Here is a 21163-nt window from a genome sequence, read left to right as displayed (position 1 = left end):
GGATTAGAATTTAAATCCGCGATGCAGCGCGACAATACCGCCAGTCATGTTGAAGTAGGTGGTATTTTCAAAGCCCGCATCGTTCATCATCGCTTTCAGGGTTTCCTGATCGGGATGCATACGAATCGACTCCGCCAGATAGCGATAGCTTTCAGCGTCTTGCGCCACCAACTGACCAATACGCGGCAGAATGTGGAATGAATAGGTATCGTAAGCTTTGCTGAGCGGCTCCAGCAGCGGCTTCGAGAACTCCAGCACCAGCAGACGTCCGCCTGGCTTCAGCACGCGGAACATTGATGCCAGCGCTTTCTCTTTTTCGGTCACGTTACGCAAGCCGAATGAGATGGTGATGCAATCGAAGTAGTTATCCGGGAACGGCAGCGCTTCGGCATTCGCCTGCACATAGCTGACATTGCCCGACACGCCGAGATTACGCAGCTTTTCGCGGCCCATCTTCAGCATCGAGCTGTTGATGTCTGCCAGCACAACCTGGCCGGTTTCGCCCACCAGACGTGAGAATTTTGCCGTGAGATCGCCGGTACCACCCGCCAGATCCAACACGCGCTGACCGCGGCGCACGCCGCTGCTGTCAATGGTAAAACGCTTCCAGACACGATGGATGCCAAACGACATCAAATCGTTCATCAGGTCATATTTTGCCGCGACGGAGTGAAACACGTCCGCAACTTTATCGGCCTTTTCGCTTTTCGCGACGGTCTGGAAGCCAAAATGGGTAGTTTCCTGCTGTGATTCATCTGCCATCGGTTTTACCTGTTCCACAAACAATTCTTGCCGAAGTGTATCAGAGTCGCGCTACACGAGCACGCGACCACCGTGCTATTCGTTGATGCGGCGCAGCGAGTCTGTTGTTGGTTCTGCAACGTTTTCATCCTCGGTGCGATCGTCTGCCCAATCTTCATCCGCTTCTTCCGGCTGCGCTTGTTCAACCAGTTGCGGATTAATCGGACGTTTGATCTCCACGCCAAGCGAACGGAACGCTTCACTTTGTGCGATCAGATTGCCGCGCCCTTCAGACAGCTTTTTCATCGCCTGATGATAACTTTGCTGCGCTTTGTCGAGATTGTGCCCGATGCCACTCATGTCATCGACAAACAGCCGCATTTTGTCGTACAGCCGCGTTGCCCGGTCGGCGATACGCTGTGCGTTGCGGCTTTGATGCTCATAACGCCAGAGATTATTGATAGTACGCAGCGCCACCAGCAACGTGGTGGGACTAACCAGCATGATGTTCTGCTGTAACGCTTCGCTGATCAGCTCGGGCTGACGATCAATCGCCAGCAGAAACGCCGGTTCCACCGGGATAAACATCAACACATAATCCAGAGAGCGTAAACCGGGCAATTGTTGGTAATCTTTACGGCTCAGCAGGCGAATGTGTCCGCGCATGGCGCTAATGTGTTCCTGAATCGCCTGCTCACGCGTGGCTTCATCGTCGGCATTGAAGTAGCGTTCGTAGGCAACCAGCGTCATTTTGGCGTCAATCACCACATCTTTACCCTGCGGCAAACGCACGATCACATCCGGTTGCATCCTGCCCTGCTGTTCCAGCTGCACGCTAACCTGCGTTTGGTATTCGTAGCCTTCACGCAGGCCCGATGCTTCCAGCACGCGGGCCAATACCACTTCGCCCCAGTTTCCCTGAATTTTATTGTCGCCTTTTAGCGCTTTAGTAAGATTGACCGCTTCCTGCGCCATCTGTGCGTTGAGTTGCTGTAGCTGGCGAATTTCGTGGGTCAGCGTGTGACGTTCACGCGCTTCCAGGCCAAAGCTGTCGGTGACCTGACGGCGGAAACCGTCCAGCTGTTCGCGCAGCGGACCAATCAGACTATTCAGGCTTTGACGGTTTTGTTCATCGACGCGCCGCCCGCTGTTTTCGAAGATGCGATTGGCGAGATTTTCAAACTGCGCGCTGAGGCGCTGTTCGCTGTTGGTCAGTAGTCGCTGCTTCTCTTCTGCACCGTAGCGCGTCTCTTCAAGACGAATGGTCACTTCGCGCAGTTCGGCTTCCTGCGCGCTGTTCACTTCAAGCTGATTTCGCAGTTCACGGCTGAGTTGTTCACTTTCGCCGCGCCAGTAATCAAGCTGCTGCAAACGTTCCTGCGCACCGCTCAGTGCACCGTGTAGCTGGCGCATCTCCTGTTCGCGTTGTTGGATTTGCTGCTGTAACTGTTCGAGCTGCTGCTGCTGACGCTGCTGCGCCTCTTCCAGCAGGCGACGCTCAGTGGTGAAGCTGGCGTGCTGATGACCGGCGCGCAGTTGAGCAATGATCCAGCCAATGCCCAAACCGGCCAGCGCCAGCGCGCCGCTAATGATAAGTTGCTGATCCATAATCCCCCCGCGGATCGACTTGCTGAGGGAAAAGGTAGAGCTCTACTGTATGAATGTCCAGATTTTTTTCCCTTCATACTTCAAGCCGCAGATGCGTTGGCTGCACGTTCTCACCCCAGTCACTTACTGATGTAAGCTCCCGGAGATTCGCCGCTTGCCGCCTTCCTGCGACTCGAATTATTTAGGGAAAACGTTCTCTAATTAGAGGGCTTTTACGGTGAGATCGCCCGCTTTCCACGCATCAATCAGGAAGAAGGGCATCGGCAACACCCATTCGGTTTCACCCTGGATTTTGGCCGGATAGGTCCAGCTTTTCCCGTCGTAGGTGATCTCAACCTGCTGCCAGCCGTTCTCAGCGTTTTCGACCTGGCCCGCCATGCTGGCAAAACCGGCGTTACTACCGACGTGGAAGCTGTCGGTTTGCCAGCGAATCGGCTGATGCGCCGGCCACGGTTGTGCATGATGGAAGCGGAAAATATCGTCATGATTCAAGATGCTCTCACGTACCGTCGGCCACAGCGCCACTTTGAGGAAGTACTGATCGGTAAATCGTTCGCTGCCTTCGTATTGCGCGATAAAGTCACGCATCTGCTGCTCAACGTTGTGGAACACGCCGTGGCAGCCGCCCCACATGCCCGCCAGCAGCAGCTCGGTATGCGAGAAGTAATCGCGCATATGATGGAACCAGTAAGGCGAAGTCAGCCAGGCTTCTACCGCCACGACTTCGCGCTCGGACAGCAACGAATCCGCATCACGCACGATGTAGCGTTTGACGCTGTCATCGTCCATCACCAGGAAACGCCACAGCGTTGGGAAGATAGTTTTCTCATGCGACATATCCACCAGTTGGGTGTTTGGCTGCGTCAGGCGCTGCCAGACGTGCTGCGGCACGCTGTCGTCGAGATAGATGCGGCAGATCCAGTCGGGATAAAGCTCGCGCGCCACTTCGATGTTTTTAATCAAGGTTTCGCAGTAGCGTGGCTGACCGCCATACAGGCTAAAGGAGATGATATTTTCTGCCGGATTACTGCGGTTGATCGGCGGTGGTGCCTCTGAGGGGAAGGCTACTTTCGCCCCTTTACTGAAGGTCACATCGGATTTCTGCAGCGATTCGAGGCCGTACCGCGCCACCTCATCTTCTTTATTCAACCAGCCGCACACTTCAGTTAATCCATCCAGCCAGGTTTCCGATGCCTGTGCACGCTGCGCGGCCGGAGCCTGGTAGATCTTCTGGTAAATTTTATAAGATTTTTTGTATTCGCCAACGCGCATCAGGGTGAGCGCGTAGTCGCTGAGCACCTGCATATGATTGGGCAAGACGCGCAGCACTTCTTCACAGCATTGACGCGCAAGAGGATAGTTATTCGCCGCCATCGCCTGGCGAAATCTCGCTGCTGCACCTTCAACGCGTGATTGTGCAGTAGCGGGATTATTCATGAAATTGGGACGTGAGACAGAAACCATTTTGCGCATAAGAAATTTCTCAGTAGCTGCTGAAATTGCGCGCATTCTAATCAGGAAGTAGCGGGATTCCTTATAAGCCTGGTCTCGAATTCATCCCTGACTGGCGCACTAAATTAAGCGACGCGCGGCTTCAACCACAATTTTCACCGCATCACTTTCGGTCTGCTTCATGGTCGCGGCATCCGGGATCTCTTTTTGCGTACGGTTAACGATGACGCCAGCCACCATGCCGGCACGCAGTCCCTGACTGGCGCACATGGTTAACAGTGTAGCGGATTCCATCTCATAGTTGAGGACGCCCATTTGCTGCCACTCTTCCATTGAACCCTGGAAGCGATTCACCACGCGACCGGAGAAAGTGTCGTAGCGTTCCTGGCCTGGATAGAAGGTGTCAGATGAGGCGGTAATCCCAATGTGGGTTTTCGCGCCGCACGCTTCTGCCGCTGCCACCAGCGCGGTGGTGCAGGTGAAATCAGCCACGGCCGGGAACTCCATCGGCGCAAAGTGCAGGCTGGCACCGTCGAGGCGCACCGATGCGGTGGTGACCAGCACATCGCCCACATTAATATGCGGCTGGATAGCGCCGGTGGTGCCAACGCGCAGGAAGGTGCGCACACCCAGTTGCGCCAGCTCTTCAACCGCAATTGACGTTGAAGGTCCGCCGATACCGGTGGAGCACACCACAACCGGTTTGCCATCCACTTCGGCCAGATAGCTGGTGAATTCACGGTGTGAAGCCAGATGCTGTGGATTGTCCATCAGCGCGGCGATTTTCTTTACGCGCTCAGGATCGCCAGGCACGATGGCCAACGTGGCTCCTTTCAAATCAGCTTTAGTAATGCCAAGGTGGAAAACGTCAGACTGGGCCATAACAGACTCCTGATAATTGGGGATGAGCGCGCCACTCTACGTGAGCAGGCGGCATAAATATGTGACTCAATTCACCATCGATAATGAAACTTACATTATCAGAAAAACATTATGTGACATAAATCACACATTCACGCTGTGCAATTCTGAATTGCTACAAGCGGTGCTGTGTAAGTGTTGGTGGCAATGTTAATAGAGAAGCAGCACACGTGAAAAAATCCCTCTGTACCCTACGCCAGCCTTGCTTCACTTCGCCAGGCTATAGTTACGTGATTGCGCATTTGCTAGCACGGAGAGAACAATGAAAACCGAAGACAATATGGCACAAAAAACGGCACCCGGCGGCTTTGCACCGGCCGTTCAGCCCACCGCAAGCAGCACCATTATTACCGGCAGCGACGCGATTCATGCTGGCGAGACCTCAGTTGCGAGCCAGGGCGAAAACCTGCCTGCCTATTACGCCCGACCAAAAGAGTATCAAGGCACCTTGCCGGTTGTGTTGGTGGTGCAGGAGATTTTCGGCGTGCACGAGCATATCCGCGATGTCTGCCGCCGTCTGGCGCTGGAAGGTTATCTGGCCATCGCTCCGGAACTCTATTTCCGCGAGGGCGATCCCAACGATTACCACGACATTCCCACGCTGTTTAAAGAGCTGGTGAGTAAAGTTCCGGATTCGCAAGTGTTGTCCGATCTCGATCATGTGGCCAACTGGGCCACGCGCCACGATGGTGATATCCGTCGCCTGGCGATTACCGGTTTCTGCTGGGGCGGACGTATTAGCTGGCTGTTTGCCGCGCACAATCCGCAGGTGCGTGCAGCGGTGGCGTGGTATGGACGCTTAGACGGTGAGAAGACGCTGAAGCAGCAGAAGCATCCGATCGATATCGCGGTGGATCTCAACGCACCGGTGCTGGGCCTTTACGGTGGTCAGGATGAGAGCATCCCGCTGGAGAGCATTGATAAGATGCGTCAGGCGCTGCACGCCGCCAATGCTAAAGCGGAGATTGTGGTGTATCCGGATGCCGGACATGCTTTCAATGCGGATTATCGTGCCAGTTATCACGCCGATTCCGCCAAAGATGGCTGGCAACGCATGCTGGCGTGGTTCGCGCAGTATGGCGTGGCGCCAAACGCGTAATAATAAGGGGCGCATTTGCGCCCCAATCTCATTTACAGCGACTAAGCCGTTTCACCCCGCAGGTTTTGCGCCGCTTTTACCATGTTCGCCAGCGCCTGACGGGTTTCCGCCCAGCCACGCGTTTTTAGGCCACAATCCGGGTTAACCCACAGACGCTCTGCCGGGATGCTCTGCGCCGCTTTACGCAGCAACTCTTCCATCCACTCCACGCTCGGCACGTTTGGTGAGTGAATGTCATACACGCCCGGACCGATTTCGTTGGGATAGTCGAACTCCTTAAAGGTATCCAGCAGATCCATATCGGAACGTGAGGTTTCGATGGTGATAACGTCCGCATCCAGCGCGGCAATCGAGTCCATGATGTCATTGAACTCGCAGTAACACATGTGGGTATGGATCTGGGTTTCATTCTGCGCCACGGCGGCATTGAGACGGAACGCATCCACCGCCCAGGTCAGGTACGCCGCCCAATCGGACTGATGCAGCGGCAGGCCTTCGCGCAGTGCCGGTTCATCAATCTGAATAATGCCAATACCGGCTTTTTCCAGATCTTCCACTTCGTCACGCAGCGCCAGCGCAATCTGTTTGGCGATGGTTTCCCGGCTTACATCTTCTCGCGGGAACGACCAGCAGAGAATCGTCACAGGACCGGTCAGCATGCCTTTCACCGGTTTGTCGGTCAGCGACTGCGCGTACTTCGCCCACTCAACGGTGATGGCTTGCGGACGGCTTACGTCGCCGATGATGATCGGTGGTTTAACGCAGCGTGAGCCGTAGCTCTGTACCCAGCCGTTTTGGGTGAACACGAAGCCGTCGAGGTTTTCGCCGAAGTATTCCACCATGTCGTTACGTTCTGCTTCGCCATGCACCAGCACGTCGAGGCCCAAACGTTCCTGCTCCACAATCGCCTGTTTGATGTGTTCGGCGATGCCAGTGCGATAGTTTCCACCATCAATGTTGCCTTTTTTAAAGTCGAGGCGCAGGCCGCGAATTTCGGTGGTTTGCGGGAATGAACCTATGGTGGTGGTCGGCCACGCTGGCAGGTTAAAGCGGTGACGCTGCGCTTTGGCACGCTCGGAGTAGCTGCTGGCACGTTCAACGTCTCTGGCCTGAATTTTCGCCAGACGCTCGCCGACTGCGGCGTTGTGAACGCGCGTGGAGTTGGCACGCGCACGAATCGGTGCGCTCCACTCAACCAGCGAAGCGGCATCGTTGTTGTTCAGTGCATGACTCAGCAGTGCAAGCTCAGTGCACTTCTGCAGAGCAAAGGCGAACCAGCTTTTCACTTCCTCATCGAGGCGCGTTTCCACGCTGAGGTCGATTGGGCTGTGCAGCAGCGAGCAGGATGATCCAATCCACAATTGTTGACGCTGCCCCACCAGCGGCTGCAGACGCGTAAACCAGCTGCTGAGATCGGCACGCCAGACGTTACGGCCATTGATTACGCCGACGGAGAGCAGCCAATTCGCGGGAATCTGCTGGTTCACCTGTTGGATGTCGTCTTTGCCGTGGACCAGGTCAACATGCAGACCTTGCACCGGCAGCGCTTTGATCACGTCGAGATTCTGACCGATGCTGTCGAAATAGGTGGTGAGCAGCAATTTGCTTTCGCCCTGCAGCGCGTCGTAAGCCGGTTTGAAGGCATCGCGCCACGCTTGCGGCAGTTCCAGCGCCAGTGCTGGCTCATCGATTTGTACCCATTCGATGCCGCGTTTTTTCAGTTCAGCCAGCACCTGTTGGTAAACCGGCAGAATGTCTTTAAGCAGTGACAGGCGGTCGAACGGCGTACCTTTCACTTTACCCAGCCACAAATAGGTAACCGGACCCAGCAGCACCGGTTTAATCTTGTGCCCGAGCGCCAGCGCTTCATCAACCTCATCCAGCAACTGAGTCCAGGTCAGTTTGAACTGCTGCCCTTGAGTGAATTCCGGCACCATGTAGTGATAGTTGGTGTTGAACCATTTGGTCATTTCCGCCGCTGCCGCCGGTTCACCGCTTGGTGCGCGGCCACGGCCAAGGCGGAACAGCGTGTCGAGATCGACCGAGCCATCCTGATTTTGGTGACGAGCTGGCACGTTACCCAACAGCAGGCTGGTGGTAAGTACGTGATCGTACCAGGCGAAATCGCCCACTGGCAGCAGATCCACGCCCGCCTCTTTCTGCTGTTGCCAGTGACGGGCGCGCAGTTCACGCCCCACCGCCAGTAGCTCTTCCTGTGAGCTTTTACCTGCCCAATAGCTTTCCTGTGCTTTTTTCAATTCACGACGCAATCCAACGCGAGGGAAACCGAGAGTATGGTTCAGAATGGTCATTTTCTGTTCTCCAGATATTCTTAACTGAATAGGGGGCAGAGATGTTTAGCCGTCCAGATGTTTACACCGCCATAATCTGCGGGTACTGTATGTTCCTCAAGCGCAATTTGTTCAATCTCGATGTGAAGGATTCTCATGATCGAACTCAAACACCTGCGGACGCTGCAGGCGTTACGGAACACCGGCTCGTTAGCTGCCGCCGCCTCCCAGCTTCATCAGACGCAATCGGCGTTATCCCACCAGTTCAGCGATCTGGAGCAGCGGCTGGGTTTTCGCCTGTTTGTGCGTAAAAGCCAGCCGCTGCGTTTTACGCCGCAGGGAGAGATTTTGCTGCAGTTGGCTGAGCAGGTTTTACCGCAGATTCAGCAGGCTTTGCAGGCGTGTCATGAGCCGCATCAGGCCACGTTGCGTATCGCCATTGAGTGTCACAGCTGTATTCAGTGGCTGACGCCCGCGCTAAATAATTTCCGCCAGAGCTGGCCGCAGGTGGTGATGGATTTCAAATCCGGCGTGACCTTTGATCCGCAACCCGCGTTGCAACAGGGCGAGCTGGATGTGGTGTTGACCTCCGATATTTTGCCGCGCAGTGGATTGTTTTATTCACCGATGTTCGATTTTGAAGTGCGTTTGGTGATGGCACCGGATCATCCTTTGGCGCAGCTTGAGCACATTGCTCCGGAAGATATGGCCGATGAAGTGCTGATGATTTATCCGGTGCAGCGTCAGCGTTTGGATGTGTGGCGCCATTTCCTGCAGCCTGCGGGCGTCAGTCCAGCCTTGAAGAGCGTCGATAACACGCTGCTGCTGATTCAGATGGTGTCGGCGCGCATGGGCATCGCCGCGTTGCCACATTGGGTAGTAGAGAATTTTGAGCAGCAGGGTTTGGTGGTGACCAAGACCTTAGGCAATGGTTTGTGGAGCCGCTTGTATGCCGCCGTACGCGAAGGCGAGCAGCGTCAACCGGTAATGGAAGCCTTTGTGCGGTTTGCCCGTCAGCACGCCTGTGAACATCTGCCCTTCGTGCGCGATGCCGCGCGTCCCGGCTCACTGCAAATCACCTCATCCTGATGTTGTTGGGCGGCGAAGGTCGCCCGCGCTATTATCCCTGCCCCGCCTGCTCTATAATGCGCCGCCTCAACCCGCGACCAAGAGAGTTTCACCATGATGAGTAACGATGTTCTGCGCAGCGTGCGCTATATGCTGGATTTGAGCGATAGCAAAGTGGTGGAGATTTTTGCCCTGGCGGGAAGTGAAGTGCCGCTGGAAGACGTGCAGGCGTGGATGAAGAAAGATGACGATGCCGCGTTTCGCAAGCTGCCAGATGTATTGATGGGCTATTTCCTTAACGGTCTGATTTTTTACCGTCGCGGTAAGAGTGAAGATGCGCCCGCGCCTTCGATTGAGCGCCGCATGAATAACAACATTTTCATGAAGAAATTGCGTATCGCCTTTGAGCTGAAGACCACCGATATTCCGGATGTGCTGCTGAAAGCGAACTTCAAGATTTCACAGGCTGAGGTTGGCGCGATTTTCCGCAACCCGGATCATAAAAATTTCCGCGAATGCGGCGATCAGATTCTGCGTAATTTCCTGAAAGGGTTGACGATGATTCATCGTCCGGGGCCGGCTAAGAAGGGTTAATCGCTTCTTTGTTCGAGCCGGGTCAGGGATAGCGCGGCAGATCGCAAAGGGAAACCACTTCCTTGTGGATCAGCCTCGCCATCCATGGCTCGGATGCTTTGCTCCTCTGCCGCGCTATCCCTTCCCTTTTAGCCTATGCGTTGCTTTGGGCCGTCTTGCCTAGCACCCAGCGTTTGTGCACATAAAGGGATGCGAAAATCACGGCGGCACCGGCGAGAAAACTTGGCCAATGCGGTTTCTCCTGCCAGATCGCCAGATTCACCAGCAAGCCCGCTGGCACATGCATGTTGTTCATAATACCCAGCGTGCCAGCATCCACCTGCGTAGCGCCGTAGTTCCACATGAAGTAACCCAAACCTGAAGCCGCCACGCCCAGCCACACCAGAATGCCCCACTGCAGCGACGTGGTCGGCAGTTTGTTCGGATTGCCCCACAAGCTCCAGGCGATCACCGCGATCATCACCGCGCCCAGATAGAACCACGAAAATGCGGTGTGCTGCGGCATCGGGCGAGTTTCCTGCAGGCGTTTGTAGCCCACCATGCCGATGGCGAAGCAGATGTTTGCCGCCTGTACCAGCAGCAAGCCAAACCAGAAATGGTCGCTGACTTTGTCGTAACGAATAATCGCCGCACCAATTACCGCCAGTAGCGCGCTGAAGGCATAGCCGATACGCAGCGGACGTCGGCTGAGCAAATCGTAGATCAGCGTGACATACAGCGGCGTCATCACGGTGAACAGCAGGAACTCGGTCACGCTAAGATACAGATAAGCCTCAAAGCTTAATAAATACATGATGCCAAGCTGCAGCATGCCCACCAGCATATACAGCAGGATGGTGGAAGCACGGTAACCGCGCCAGCGCAGGAACGGCAGGAAAACGATGGCGGCGAGCGCCAGACGCATCAAAACAGAGAACCAGGAATCCACCTGACCTGCGAGGTATTCCCCGATCAAACTGAAGGAAAAGGCCCACAGAATGGTGGTAACGATCAGTAACGGCACGGTAACGATCCCAAAATGAACAGTGGCGTTAGTGTAAACAAACTGTCGAAATCGGGTTGAACTATCTGGTTTACAAATGGATAAAATAACGACGAATAATTTTCGAACCTCATTTTTACGACCGGCTAAAAATGCGCGAAATACAACATTTCCTGGTTTTTTTCGCTCTCAACTGTCATAAAACTGTAACATATGTGTCACATGTCACAGTAACTGCGCGTGACCATCACTATCCTTTGCGCGAAATGGAAACTTCGCTTTGCCATTTTTACTGCCTGTTTTTGCCCCAACCTGCTGGGAACTCATAACTATATCGCGCCCTGGAGGGCCACACTCATGTTGAGTATTTTCAAACCTGCACCGCATCGCCCACAAGTGGCCGATGATCGTGTTGATCCGCTTTATCGTCGTCTGCGCTGGCAGATTTTCCTGGGAATATTTTTTGGCTATGCCGCCTACTATTTGGTGCGTAAAAACTTTGCGCTGGCAATGCCTTATCTGGTGGAACAAGGCTTCTCGCGCGGCGATCTCGGCTTTGCGCTATCGGGCATTTCCATCGCTTACGGCTTCTCGAAATTCATTATGGGCTCGGTCTCAGACCGCTCGAATCCGCGCGTGTTTTTGCCCGCCGGATTGATCCTTGCCGCAGCGGTAATGTTGGTGATGGGGTTCGTGCCGTGGGCCACCTCCAGCATCATGGTGATGTTTGTGCTGCTGTTCCTGTGCGGCTGGTTCCAGGGCATGGGCTGGCCGCCGTGCGGGCGCACCATGGTGCACTGGTGGTCGCAGAAAGAGCGCGGCGGAATTGTGTCGGTATGGAACTGCGCGCATAACGTCGGCGGCGGTATTCCTCCGCTGCTGTTCCTGCTCGGCATGGCGTGGTTTAACGACTGGAAAGCCGCGCTGTATATGCCGGCGTTTGGCGCCATCCTCATCGCGATTATCGCCTTCGCCTTGATGCGTGACACACCACAATCTTGCGGTTTACCGCCGATTGAAGCGTGGAAAAATGATTATCCGCCGGATTACAACGAGGATCACGAGCAGGAGCTGACGGCGAAACAGATTTTCATGCAGTACATTCTGCCCAACAAGCTGCTGTGGTACATCGCACTGGCGAACGTGTTTGTGTACCTGCTGCGTTACGGCATTCTCGACTGGTCGCCGACCTACCTGAAAGAGGTGAAGCACTTCACGCTGGATAAATCCTCGTGGGCCTACTTCTTTTACGAATATGCCGGTATTCCCGGCACGCTGCTGTGCGGCTGGATGTCGGACAAAGTGTTCCGCGGCAACCGTGGCGCAACCGGCGTGTTCTTTATGACGCTGGTGACCATCGCCACCGTGGTGTACTGGCTGAATCCTCCAGGCAATCCAGGCATCGACATGCTGTGCATGATTGTGATCGGCTTCCTGATTTACGGTCCGGTGATGTTGATTGGCTTGCACGCGCTGGAGCTGGCACCGAAAAAAGCAGCCGGAACGGCAGCGGGCTTTACCGGGCTGTTTGGCTATCTCGGCGGATCGGTAGCGGCCAGTGCAATTGTCGGCTACACCGTAGATTACTTCGGCTGGGACGGCGGATTCATTGTGATGATTGGCGGATCGGTGCTGGCGGTAATCCTGCTGCTGCTCACCATGGTCAGTGAACACAAGCATAAGAAACAGCTGGCATAACCAGAACGGGCCGGTGATAACCGGCCCATTTTTTCAGGCGAGGAACAGCTTACGCAGCGTGTGCGGTACGGCGTCATCCGCGTTGCTGCCAATCACTTCCAGCGTCGGCAAGGTATCTTTCAGACGCTGCTGCGCATTACGCATGATGCAGCCTTTGCCCGACATGCTGAGCATCTCCACATCATTCATGCCATCGCCAAAGGCGATGCACGCTTTCAGCGAGTGGCCGAGCTGTTTCGCTACCGCTTCCAGCGCGTGACCTTTGGAAACGCCGCCCGCCATCACTTCCAGACACGTTGGCAGCGAGAAGCTGACATTCACGCGATCGCCCCAGCGCGCTTCAATCGCCTGCTCCATGGGAACCAAACGCTCCGGATCTTCGCAGGTGAAGAACACTTTGCTGATGCCGTCGGTCGGCAGCATGCCCGGCTGGTAAACCTGATAGTTGAATACTGACTCGCGAAAATAATCCTGCTCATCCGGGCGATGGCGGCTCATGAACCACTCATCGTCGCGATAGACGTGCGTCAGGATGTGCTCGTCATGATATTGCAAGCCGTACAGATCGCTGGCGATGTCGGCGTCGAGGTTGTGGCTGAACACCAGCTCACCCTCGGCGTTATGCACGCGTGCGCCATTAGACGTGATCATGTAAGCCGGAATGCCGAGCTTATCGCGCATCTGTCCGACGTCGATATAGTGACGGCCGGTAGCAAAAACAAAGTGGATGTCACGCGCCACCAGTTCCTGCAGCGTGGTGCGCGCGAACGGCGTCAGGCGGTGGTCCGGAGAGAGCAGCGTGCCATCCAGGTCGGATGCGACGATGTGATACATGTAAACCTCGGGTGTTGATATCGGAAAGTAAAATTGATTAAGCGTGGCGTTCAAAGAAATCGACCACCGCGTTTAGCGCTTCGGCACGCATCGCGTCTGTTTCAAACAAGATCTCATGACGCGCTCCTTTGATCACATACGGCGCGTTGCCCGCGCAGGGATGTCCTGCTGCGGCCATCGCCGTACAAAATAGATTTTGTGAGCGGTTATCCACCACATCATCTTCACTGGCCTGCAGCAGCAAGGTCGGCGTGGTGATGTTCGCTACCTGATTGAAGATGTCCCGCCCGGCCTGCACGCCTTCGCGCACCCAGTGATAAGTGGGGCCACCGACGCGAATTGCCGGATCGTCGGCGTAAAAACGCAGGTTACGGCGATAGCGTTCGCGGCTATGCGTCAGGCGGTTGATGCCAAACGGATTGGCGCGCCAGCGCCCGGTGCCCAGCGCGTAACCTTCACGCAGCGCCGGCAGTTTCTCGGTCCAGTCCAGAATGCGGTGCGCCATCCAGTCGGGCAGCGGCAGCACAATGCCAAACATCGGCGCGGAGAACACCGCAGCATGAAACGCCTGCGGCTGACGCGCCAGAAACAGCGCTAAAATCGCGCCGCCCATCGAGTGGGCCAGCACGTAGCGCTGCTGATAATGTGGACTCACGATCTCTTTCAGATACAGCGTTTCCAGATCGTCAACGTAGTCGCCAAATTCCACCACATGGCCGCGATGCGAATCTTCCAGCAGACGTTCAGAGCGTCCCTGACCGCGATGGTCGAGAATCACCACATCGTAGCCGCACATGAACAGGTCGTAAGCCAGTTCGGGATACTTGATGTAGCTCTCAATGCGGCCAGGCACGACCAGAATGACACGACGATGTTGCGGTGAGGTGAAACGGACGTAGCGAATCTTGAGGTTGCCGACGCCGGTAAATTCACGCTCTTCACGGCGACGCCAGAAGTCGAGCAGCGGACCGGTGGCAAAGGCCGAAAAGCCTCGCTCACGTCCGAGCCAACTCTGTTTATGCTGCTGCATCCGTCCCCCTGAAAAAAACGTGATTTGCGCGCCTGTGCTGCGTAGCGTGCGGCGATTTTCTGTCGTATTGTGTCACACTTCGCTAACTTCAGGGAATGTCACACATGACCATTGAATGGTGGTTAACCTATCTGCTGACCACAACCATCCTCAGCCTTTCACCCGGTTCCGGCGCGATCAACACCATGAGCACCGGCATCAGTCACGGCTATCGCGGCGCAGCGGCATCGATTACCGGCTTGCAGCTGGGTCTGGCCATTCATATTGTGCTGGTCGGCGCCGGTTTAGGTGCGCTGTTTTCCCAATCGATTCTGGCGTTTGAAGTCCTGAAGTGGGCCGGTGCAGCCTATCTGGTATGGCTGGGCATTCAGCAGTGGCGCTCGGCGGGTGGCATCGACCTCGACGCCGTTGCCAAAGCCATGCCGCGTCGCCGCCTGTTTAAGCGTGCCGTGTTGGTAAACCTCACCAACCCGAAAAGCATCGTGTTTCTCGCTGCGCTGTTCCCGCAGTTTATTCAGCCGCACCAGCCGCAGCTCATGCAATATCTGGTGCTGGGCGTGACCACCATTGTGGTCGATATCATCGTAATGATTGGTTACGCCACGCTGGCAACGCGTATCGCCGGCTGGATTAAAGGCCCGAAGCAGATGAAGCTGCTGAACCGCACCTTTGGTGGATTGTTTATGGCAGTAGGCGCGCTGCTAGCCAGCGCACGCAGAATGGCGTAAAAGAAAATCGCACCCACTTCAAAGCCGTTGGTGGCGCAGCCAGTTCGGTGCCGGCCAGCGCGCAGCCCCCGGAGCGTACACGTCGTACGTGAGGAGGGCGAGCACTGCCCGGTACCGAAATGGCAAGTAAACCAGGCTTAACGTGAAATGATGAGGTGAATGCCAAAACCGGCGAACAACACGCCCGCCATACCATCCACCCACTTCGCCATTCGCTGATACTTATCACGCATCCACGGCATAGCGAAAATCGCCGCCACCAGCGTAAACCACGCGAACGTCTCTCCGATAATCAGCAGGAACAACCCCCAGCGCTCCATCGCGCCAACGTCGTTGCCAACAAACAATGAGAATACGCTACCGAAGTAGATGATCGCTTTTGGGTTCGACAGGTTAGTCAGGAAACCTTTCAGGAAGCTCATGCCCTTTTTCGGCAGCTCAACCACTGGCGCTTCCGATTGTGGCTGCTTATGACGTTGACGCGCTGAGCGCATCAGCTGCCAGCCCATCCACAGCAGATACAATCCGCCGCCGACCATAATGATTTCATGCAGCCAGGCCATTTTTTCCAGGATCAGATGCAGGCCCATCAGCGCCACACCGGCCCAGATCACAATGCCCAACGTAATGCCCAGAACGCCCATCATCGCCTCTTTGCGCGAGCGGCTTGCCGCCGTTTGCGACACAAAGAAGAAGTCCGGGCCGGGACTCATCAGCGCAACCAGATGCACCAGCGCGACAGTGGCGAATAACATCAGCATGAATTTTTTCCTTTAACCTTCATCAACATGTTCTTTGATCATCACCAGGAACGGCTTACCAAAACGCTCCAGTTTGCGATGACCGACGCCGTTCACGCTGAGCATTTCTGACGCGCTAATCGGCATTTGTTCTGCCATTTCAATCAGCGTGGCATCGTTAAACACCACGTACGGCGGAATATTCTCTTCATCGGCAATTGCTTTGCGCAGCTTACGCAGCTTGGCAAACAGCTGGCGATCATAATTGCCGCTGTGCACTTTCGGCGAACTGCTGCCGCGCGTTTTCACCGTCACGATACGCGGCACCGCCAGCATCAGCGGCACTTCCGCACGTAATACCGGACGCGCCGCTTCGGTGAGTTGCAGCGCCGAATGCATGGCGATGTTTTGCGTTACCATCCCGAGGTGAATCAGCTGACGCAGCACGCTGATCCAGTGTTCGTGGCTGTGCTCGCGGCCCAGGCCGTACACCGGCAGTTTGTCGTGGCCGTTGTCGCGAATGCGCTGATTGCTGGCGCCGCGCAAAACTTCAACAATATAGCCCATTCCAAAGCGTTGGCCGGTACGATAGATGCTCGACAGCGCCTTTTGCGCCTCCAGCAAACCGTCGTAGCGACGCGGCGGATCGAGGCAGATATCGCAGTTATCGCACTGCTGCTGGCGACCTTCGCCGAAATAGTTCAGCAACACCAGACGACGACAGGTTTGCGCTTCAGCAAACGCGCCCATCGCATTGAGTTTGTGGCGTTCTATATCCTGCAACGGGCCGGGCACTTTCTCTTCCAGACATTTACGCAGCCACGCCATGTCGGCCGGATCGTAAAGCATCATCGCTTCGGCAGGCAGGCCATCGCGCCCGGCGCGGCCGGTTTCCTGATAATAGGATTCGATGTTGCGCGGAATATCGAAGTGCACCACAAAGCGCACGTTGGGTTTGTTAATGCCCATCCCGAACGCCACGGTGGCGACCACGATTTGCAGATCGTCACGCTGAAAAGCTTCCTGCACGCTGGCACGCTGCGCGCTATCAATGCCGGCGTGATACGCGCCAACGCTCAAACCACGGCTCTGCAGGCGCGCGGCGGTGTCTTCCACTTTGGCGCGGCTGTTACAGTAAATGATGCCGCTTTTGCCGCGCTGATCCTGCACATAACGCAGAAGTTGCTCAGTGGGTTTGAATTTCTCCACCAGCGTGTAGCGAATATTGGGGCGGTCAAAGCTGCTGATTTGAATCAGCGGATCGTCCATCTGCAGCAGATGGACGATATCGTTACGCGTGGTTTCATCGGCGGTGGCGGTCAATGCCATGACCGGCAAATCAGGGAAGTGCTGACGCAGCTGGCCGATCGAGCCATATTCCGGACGGAAATCGTGGCCCCACTGCGAAATACAGTGCGCTTCATCCACCGCCAGCATCACCGGATTCCACTGGTGCAGGCTGTCGAGGAAATTGTCCATCATCAGACGTTCAGGCGCGATATACAGCAGCTTGAGCTTGCCGGTACGACAATCCGCAAACACCTGCTGCTGCTGCTCACGCGTCTGCGTCGAGTTGAGGCACGCTGCAGCCACGCCGTTGGCCAGCAGCTGATCGACCTGATCTTTCATCAGTGAAATCAGCGGTGAAACCACCAGCGTCAGCCCTTCGCGCACCAGCGCCGGGATTTGATAGCACAGCGATTTGCCGCCGCCAGTCGGCATCACCACCAGACAATCGCGTCCTGACAGGGCGGTTTCGATGATGTTTTGCTGACCTGGGCGGAACTGCTGATAGCCGAAGGTATCTTGTAATACCTGCTGCGCCAGCATTTCCTGATTAAGCACTGCCGATGTTGCCACGGTAATCCTGTCTTTGTTGCGGGTTAGAACAGATCGTTGAGCGTCACGCCCACGCCGAAGCGCGTCTGGCGATGGTTATAGTCGATCAATGATTCACCATAACCGCTGAAGACCTGCGTGTAAAAGCGCACGTGTTCAGAGATCGGGTAGCTCCAGGCGAAGGTTGCACCGCCAAAGCCGCTGTTCCAGTTGTAGTTACCTTCCACGCTGAAAATGTTCTCGCCCATCATGTAGCCGAGCTTGGCGCGGTAGTAACCCATGTATTTGGTAATGTCCGGGTTATCGTCATTGCTTTCACTTTCAGGCAGACGATACCAGGGTTTGATCTCTGCGAGCAGATTGCCGTTCTGCGCCATGAAGCGCGCGTAAACGCGGTTCCAGCTGCGTGAGGTCGGCTCGCTGCGGCCGTTCGACTGATGCACTAAGCCGGTTTCCACATCGCGTAAGGTCCAGCCTGCGAAAGTGTAATCGGTGGCCCAGCCGAGGAAAATTTGTGGCTCATAATCGGTTTCACGGAACGGTGATGACGCACCACGGTTCGAGAGCTGCCACCACGAGCGCTGAGTATAAGACGCCGCCAGCACCGAGTTATCGCCTAAAATGCCGCGCCACAGCGGAAACGCCAGGCTGAGCTGGAATTTTACTTCATCATTTTTAGCTTTGTCTGCCCAGTTGTACGAAGAGATCGCCTCTTTGTTCATGTCAGTGGTGTAGGTGTAGAGCAGATAGTTGTTTTCATAAGGATAAAGCACGAACGGGTTATCGTGTTTCTCCAGCAGGTTAGCGATAATGCTGCCCTTCACTGCCGGTGCATCATGAACCTCTTTTATCGTGGCTTCTTCAGCCTGCGCCAGGCCAGGAAGGATCAGCGCCGCGGCCAGCAAGGCGTAATGCTTACGCATAGAATTCTCCAGAGAACTGCGTGTCGTAATCGTCAAGTGACGGTTCAAAAAGCAGGCCATTCTACACGCAAAACCTGCGGTTGATCAGCGCCGATTTCCGAAACTGGAAAGCGGCTCGAACGCGGCATAATATACACAACCCGTTAACATTTTAAGGCAGGCATTATGTCATCCCCGTTGCTGACACAGCAGGAAGCGCGTCGTCTGATTGGCGAAATCTTTGTTTATCACATGCCCTTCAATCAGGCGCTCGGATTAGAGCTGGATCGACTGGAAGCGGATTACGCCGAACTCGGCTTCGCCAATAAAACCATGCTGGTCGGCAACGCGGCGCAGCAGATTCTGCACGGCGGCGTGATCGCTTCAGTGCTCGATGTCGCCGCCGGGCTGGTGTGTGTCAGCTATGCGCTGACGCGTCAGGAGAGCATTACCGAGGAAGAGCTGCGTCAGCGCCTGTCACGCATGGGCACCATCGATATGCGCGTGGATTATCTGCGCCCTGGCCGCGGCGAGCGCTTTGTCGCCACCAGTAGCCTGCTGCGCGGCGGCAACAAAGTTGCCGTGGCGCGCGTGGAGTTACATAACCAGCAAGGCGATTACATCGCCACCGCTACCGCCACCTACATGATTGGCTAATCAGTACTTTTGGAATGACATGATGGATTCGCAACAAACTCGCCAGGGTATTGGCTACGCGCTCGGCGCTTACTTCATTTGGGGCATCGCGCCCGCCTACTTCAAGCTGGTCAAAGAGGTGCCCGCTACCGAGATCATGACGCATCGCGTGATTTGGTCCGCACTGTTTATGCTGCTGTTGATCACTTTGACGCGCAGCTGGGCGCAGGTACGCAGCGTACTGGCTCAGCCGAAAAAGGTGCTGCTGCTGGCGCTGACCGCCATCACCATTGGCGGCAACTGGCTGCTGTTTATCTGGGCAGTGAACAATCAGCACATGCTGGAAGCCAGCCTCGGCTACTTTATCAACCCGCTGATTAATGTGGTGTTTGGCATGCTGTTCCTGCGCGAACGCTTCCGCCGCTTGCAGTGGCTGGCGGTACTGCTGGCGACCACCGGCGTGCTGGTGCAGCTGTGGCAGTTTGGATCGCTGCCGATTATCGGCCTTGGCCTGGCGTTGAGTTTTGCTTTTTACGGTTTGGTGCGCAAAAAAATTCAGGTCGATGCGCAAAGTGGCATGTTGATCGAAACGCTGTGGCTATTCCCGCTGGCGGCGATTTACCTGTTTGGTTTTGCCGATAGCGCCACCAGCCATCTCAGCGCCAACGCCATGAGCCTCAATCTCAAGCTGGTCGCGGCGGGCATTATCACCACCATTCCGCTGATGTTTTTTGCTGCCGCCTGCGCGCGTCTGCGCTTATCGACCGTCGGTTTCTTCCAGTATCTGGGTCCGACGCTGATGTTCCTGCTGGCGGTGCTGTTCTACGGCGAGCGCCTGACGCCGGATAAAATGGTGACCTTCGGCTTTATCTGGCTGGCGCTCGCCGTGTTCATTATTGATGCGGTTGCGTTCTCAGCTCGGGCGCGCATGCGCGTAGCGTGAAATAAAACGCGCCAGCGCCGGACCGGTAAGCAGAATGGTGAACAGACGCAGCGTCTGCAGCGCCATGACAAAAGCCATATCGACGCGCGTGCCGGCCGCAATAATCGCCACGGTATCCAGCCCGCCCGGGCTGGTTGCCAGATAGGCGGTCATCAGATCGACGTGTAGCACGCGCGTTAGCATCCAGGCTAATCCGCCACACAACAGCATCAAACCAAAAATCGACAGCAACATTTGCGGCAGCGTTCGCAGCGCAAGTTTGAAAATCGGCCGGGTGAAACGCAATCCCACGCTCCAGCCAATCAGTGCATAGGCTAGCGCCAGCAGCCATTCCGGAACCTGCAAAGTCGCCACATCGGTGCCGTGCAATACCGCACCGATCAGCGCGGGTAGCAGCAAGGCACCAGAAGGAATTCGCAGCCTCTGGCCGAGCCACGCACCGGCGACCATCACCAGCAGCGTCAGCAGAAAGCTGCTGTGCAGCGCGGGAAACCATACCAGATCAGCTGCACCGCCGTGGGTGCCGAGGCCAATGCGCGCCACCACCGCCGCAGCGGTGGCGACAAACAGCACGCGCAGATACTGCATAAACGCCACCAGCCGCACATCCGCCCCGAAATCACCGGCCATCGCCACCATCGCCGAAGCGCCGCCGGGCGACGATCCCCATGCGCCGGTTGGGCCGGGCAAACTACTGAAACGTACCAGAAGAAAACCGGACAGGCCGCTGGCCGCCAACGTCAGCACCAACACCGCCAACACCACCGGCCAATCCTGAATCAGCGGCGTGAGAATACCCGGCGATAAGCTCTGGCCAATCATGCAGCCGAGCACCGCTTGTGCCAGCACGAAGAAACGTTTATCGATGCGAACAGTCGCGCCGGACAAGCCCATAAAGGTGCCGACGATCATCGGGCCAAGCAGCAAGGCCGCAGGAAGATGGAACAGCTGGAGGATAATCCCCAGCACTAACGAAGCAATCAGCAGCAGTGTCCACTGAAGTCGCAATGAGAAGCGCGCCATAGGGTGGAAATCATTGATTTAAGAAGAGAGCCAA

At 55.9% G+C, this 21163-nt stretch carries 19 protein-coding genes; 7 read left to right on the top strand and 12 right to left on the bottom strand.

Going from position 1 to position 21163, the window contains the following annotated elements; all coding sequences use genetic code 11:
• Nucleotides 1–3: 3 nt before the first annotated feature.
• The 4 genes from ubiE to udp all read right to left on the bottom strand — a co-directional run bounded on the left by ubiE (nucleotide 4) and on the right by udp (nucleotide 4683).
• Nucleotides 4–762, bottom strand: a complete 759-nt coding sequence (ubiE, locus tag P6287_RS00980; protein ID WP_008105805.1) for a bifunctional demethylmenaquinone methyltransferase/2-methoxy-6-polyprenyl-1,4-benzoquinol methylase UbiE — start codon at nucleotides 760–762, stop codon at nucleotides 4–6.
• 75 nt (nucleotides 763–837) lie between these two features.
• Nucleotides 838–2349 carry a DNA recombination protein RmuC gene (rmuC, locus tag P6287_RS00975; RefSeq protein ID WP_101763736.1) on the bottom strand — a complete coding sequence of 504 codons (1512 nt, stop codon included), beginning with the start codon at nucleotides 2347–2349 and terminating at the stop codon, nucleotides 838–840.
• A 201-nt stretch (nucleotides 2350–2550) separates the two neighbouring features.
• Nucleotides 2551–3822, bottom strand: a complete 1272-nt coding sequence (locus P6287_RS00970; protein WP_277974372.1) for a tetratricopeptide repeat protein — start codon at nucleotides 3820–3822, stop codon at nucleotides 2551–2553.
• Nucleotides 3823–3921: 99 nt separating this feature from the next.
• Complete coding sequence (gene udp, locus P6287_RS00965; protein ID WP_101763737.1) at nucleotides 3922–4683, bottom strand: uridine phosphorylase; 762 nt, start codon at nucleotides 4681–4683, stop codon at nucleotides 3922–3924.
• 301 nt (nucleotides 4684–4984) lie between these two features.
• On the opposite strand from udp, the gene P6287_RS00960 reads away from it, so the two are divergent.
• Nucleotides 4985–5821, top strand: a complete 837-nt coding sequence (locus P6287_RS00960) for a dienelactone hydrolase family protein (RefSeq protein WP_137384919.1) — start codon at nucleotides 4985–4987, stop codon at nucleotides 5819–5821.
• A 41-nt stretch (nucleotides 5822–5862) separates the two neighbouring features.
• On the opposite strand, the gene metE is transcribed toward P6287_RS00960, so the two are convergent.
• Nucleotides 5863–8133 carry a 5-methyltetrahydropteroyltriglutamate--homocysteine S-methyltransferase gene (gene metE / locus P6287_RS00955; RefSeq protein WP_277974371.1) on the bottom strand — a complete coding sequence of 757 codons (2271 nt, stop codon included), beginning with the start codon at nucleotides 8131–8133 and terminating at the stop codon, nucleotides 5863–5865.
• 135 nt (nucleotides 8134–8268) lie between these two features.
• Between metE and metR the strand changes: the two genes are divergently transcribed.
• Both metR and P6287_RS00945 read left to right on the top strand, forming a co-directional pair.
• A complete protein-coding gene (metR, locus tag P6287_RS00950; protein WP_110867932.1) occupies nucleotides 8269–9201 on the top strand; it encodes an HTH-type transcriptional regulator MetR in 933 nt (310 codons plus the stop codon).
• A gap of 93 nt (nucleotides 9202–9294) precedes the next feature.
• A complete protein-coding gene (locus P6287_RS00945) occupies nucleotides 9295–9774 on the top strand; it encodes a DUF1456 family protein (RefSeq protein WP_101763741.1) in 480 nt (159 codons plus the stop codon).
• A 133-nt stretch (nucleotides 9775–9907) separates the two neighbouring features.
• Here P6287_RS00945 and P6287_RS00940 read toward each other — a convergent pair whose 3' ends face one another.
• On the bottom strand, nucleotides 9908–10777 hold the full coding sequence (locus P6287_RS00940) for a carboxylate/amino acid/amine transporter (RefSeq protein WP_277974370.1): 870 nt from the start codon (nucleotides 10775–10777) through the stop codon (nucleotides 9908–9910).
• Between the two features lie 336 nt (nucleotides 10778–11113).
• On the opposite strand from P6287_RS00940, the gene glpT reads away from it, so the two are divergent.
• The gene (glpT, locus tag P6287_RS00935) at nucleotides 11114–12454 is read left to right on the top strand and encodes a glycerol-3-phosphate transporter (RefSeq protein ID WP_110867929.1); all 1341 of its coding nucleotides are present in this window, start codon (nucleotides 11114–11116) and stop codon (nucleotides 12452–12454) included.
• Nucleotides 12455–12487: 33 nt separating this feature from the next.
• Here the strand turns inward: glpT and yigL are convergent, their stop codons facing one another.
• Together yigL and pldB are read right to left on the bottom strand one after the other, a co-directional pair.
• Nucleotides 12488–13288: a sugar/pyridoxal phosphate phosphatase YigL gene (yigL, locus tag P6287_RS00930; RefSeq protein WP_192414424.1), complete on the bottom strand. Its 801-nt coding sequence runs from the start codon at nucleotides 13286–13288 to the stop codon at nucleotides 12488–12490.
• A gap of 37 nt (nucleotides 13289–13325) precedes the next feature.
• On the bottom strand, nucleotides 13326–14318 hold the full coding sequence (gene pldB, locus P6287_RS00925; RefSeq protein WP_277974369.1) for a lysophospholipase L2: 993 nt from the start codon (nucleotides 14316–14318) through the stop codon (nucleotides 13326–13328).
• Between the two features lie 104 nt (nucleotides 14319–14422).
• Here pldB and rhtB point away from each other — a divergent pair, with 104 nt between their 5' ends.
• On the top strand, nucleotides 14423–15046 hold the full coding sequence (rhtB, locus tag P6287_RS00920; RefSeq protein WP_101763746.1) for a homoserine/homoserine lactone efflux protein: 624 nt from the start codon (nucleotides 14423–14425) through the stop codon (nucleotides 15044–15046).
• 137 nt (nucleotides 15047–15183) lie between these two features.
• Here the strand turns inward: rhtB and rhtC are convergent, their stop codons facing one another.
• Genes rhtC through pldA form a run of 3 tightly spaced genes read right to left on the bottom strand, consistent with a single transcriptional unit; the run spans nucleotide 15184 to nucleotide 18548 of the window.
• Entirely contained in the window at nucleotides 15184–15807 is a 624-nt protein-coding gene (rhtC, locus tag P6287_RS00915) for a threonine export protein RhtC (protein WP_110867926.1), read from the bottom strand.
• 12 nt (nucleotides 15808–15819) lie between these two features.
• Complete coding sequence (gene recQ / locus P6287_RS00910) at nucleotides 15820–17646, bottom strand: ATP-dependent DNA helicase RecQ (RefSeq protein WP_101763748.1); 1827 nt, start codon at nucleotides 17644–17646, stop codon at nucleotides 15820–15822.
• Between the two features lie 23 nt (nucleotides 17647–17669).
• Nucleotides 17670–18548, bottom strand: a complete 879-nt coding sequence (gene pldA / locus P6287_RS00905) for a phospholipase A (RefSeq protein WP_008105781.1) — start codon at nucleotides 18546–18548, stop codon at nucleotides 17670–17672.
• A gap of 165 nt (nucleotides 18549–18713) precedes the next feature.
• Here pldA and P6287_RS00900 point away from each other — a divergent pair, with 165 nt between their 5' ends.
• On the top strand, nucleotides 18714–19184 hold the full coding sequence (locus tag P6287_RS00900) for a thioesterase family protein (protein WP_101763750.1): 471 nt from the start codon (nucleotides 18714–18716) through the stop codon (nucleotides 19182–19184).
• A gap of 22 nt (nucleotides 19185–19206) precedes the next feature.
• On the top strand, nucleotides 19207–20106 hold the full coding sequence (rarD, locus tag P6287_RS00895; protein WP_192414467.1) for an EamA family transporter RarD: 900 nt from the start codon (nucleotides 19207–19209) through the stop codon (nucleotides 20104–20106).
• Here rarD and P6287_RS00890 read toward each other — a convergent pair.
• Nucleotides 20077–21129, bottom strand: coding sequence for an AbrB family transcriptional regulator (locus P6287_RS00890; RefSeq protein WP_101763752.1), 1053 nt, complete (start codon nucleotides 21127–21129; stop codon nucleotides 20077–20079). The genes rarD and P6287_RS00890 overlap by 30 nt on opposite strands.
• Nucleotides 21130–21163 lie beyond the last annotated feature (34 nt).

This window comes from Pantoea sp. X85 (genome assembly GCF_029623675.1).
Lineage (GTDB): Bacteria > Pseudomonadota > Gammaproteobacteria > Enterobacterales > Enterobacteriaceae > Pantoea > Pantoea leporis.
Note: the sequence above shows the minus strand (reverse complement) of the source record. Positions and strands in the feature narration are given on the sequence as shown.

Bases quoted from the DNA above. Each gene is read 5' to 3' on its own strand.
- udp (WP_101763737.1), bottom strand. From the start codon at position 4,683: ATGGCCCAGTCTGACGTTTTCCACCTTGGCATTACTAAAGCTGATTTG.
- rhtB (WP_101763746.1), top strand. From the start codon at position 14,423: ATGACCATTGAATGGTGGTTAACCTATCTGCTGACCACAACCATCCTC.
- pldA (WP_008105781.1), bottom strand. From the start codon at position 18,548: ATGCGTAAGCATTACGCCTTGCTGGCCGCGGCGCTGATCCTTCCTGGC.
- P6287_RS00900 (WP_101763750.1), top strand. From the start codon at position 18,714: ATGTCATCCCCGTTGCTGACACAGCAGGAAGCGCGTCGTCTGATTGGC.
- rarD (WP_192414467.1), top strand. From the start codon at position 19,207: ATGGATTCGCAACAAACTCGCCAGGGTATTGGCTACGCGCTCGGCGCT.
- rmuC (WP_101763736.1), bottom strand. From the start codon at position 2,349: ATGGATCAGCAACTTATCATTAGCGGCGCGCTGGCGCTGGCCGGTTTG.
- P6287_RS00945 (WP_101763741.1), top strand. From the start codon at position 9,295: ATGATGAGTAACGATGTTCTGCGCAGCGTGCGCTATATGCTGGATTTG.
- P6287_RS00890 (WP_101763752.1), bottom strand. From the start codon at position 21,129: ATGGCGCGCTTCTCATTGCGACTTCAGTGGACACTGCTGCTGATTGCT.
- yigL (WP_192414424.1), bottom strand. From the start codon at position 13,288: ATGTATCACATCGTCGCATCCGACCTGGATGGCACGCTGCTCTCTCCG.
- metE (WP_277974371.1), bottom strand. From the start codon at position 8,133: ATGACCATTCTGAACCATACTCTCGGTTTCCCTCGCGTTGGATTGCGT.
- metR (WP_110867932.1), top strand. From the start codon at position 8,269: ATGATCGAACTCAAACACCTGCGGACGCTGCAGGCGTTACGGAACACC.
- P6287_RS00960 (WP_137384919.1), top strand. From the start codon at position 4,985: ATGAAAACCGAAGACAATATGGCACAAAAAACGGCACCCGGCGGCTTT.
- P6287_RS00970 (WP_277974372.1), bottom strand. From the start codon at position 3,822: ATGCGCAAAATGGTTTCTGTCTCACGTCCCAATTTCATGAATAATCCC.
- rhtC (WP_110867926.1), bottom strand. From the start codon at position 15,807: ATGCTGATGTTATTCGCCACTGTCGCGCTGGTGCATCTGGTTGCGCTG.
- ubiE (WP_008105805.1), bottom strand. From the start codon at position 762: ATGGCAGATGAATCACAGCAGGAAACTACCCATTTTGGCTTCCAGACC.
- glpT (WP_110867929.1), top strand. From the start codon at position 11,114: ATGTTGAGTATTTTCAAACCTGCACCGCATCGCCCACAAGTGGCCGAT.
- pldB (WP_277974369.1), bottom strand. From the start codon at position 14,318: ATGCAGCAGCATAAACAGAGTTGGCTCGGACGTGAGCGAGGCTTTTCG.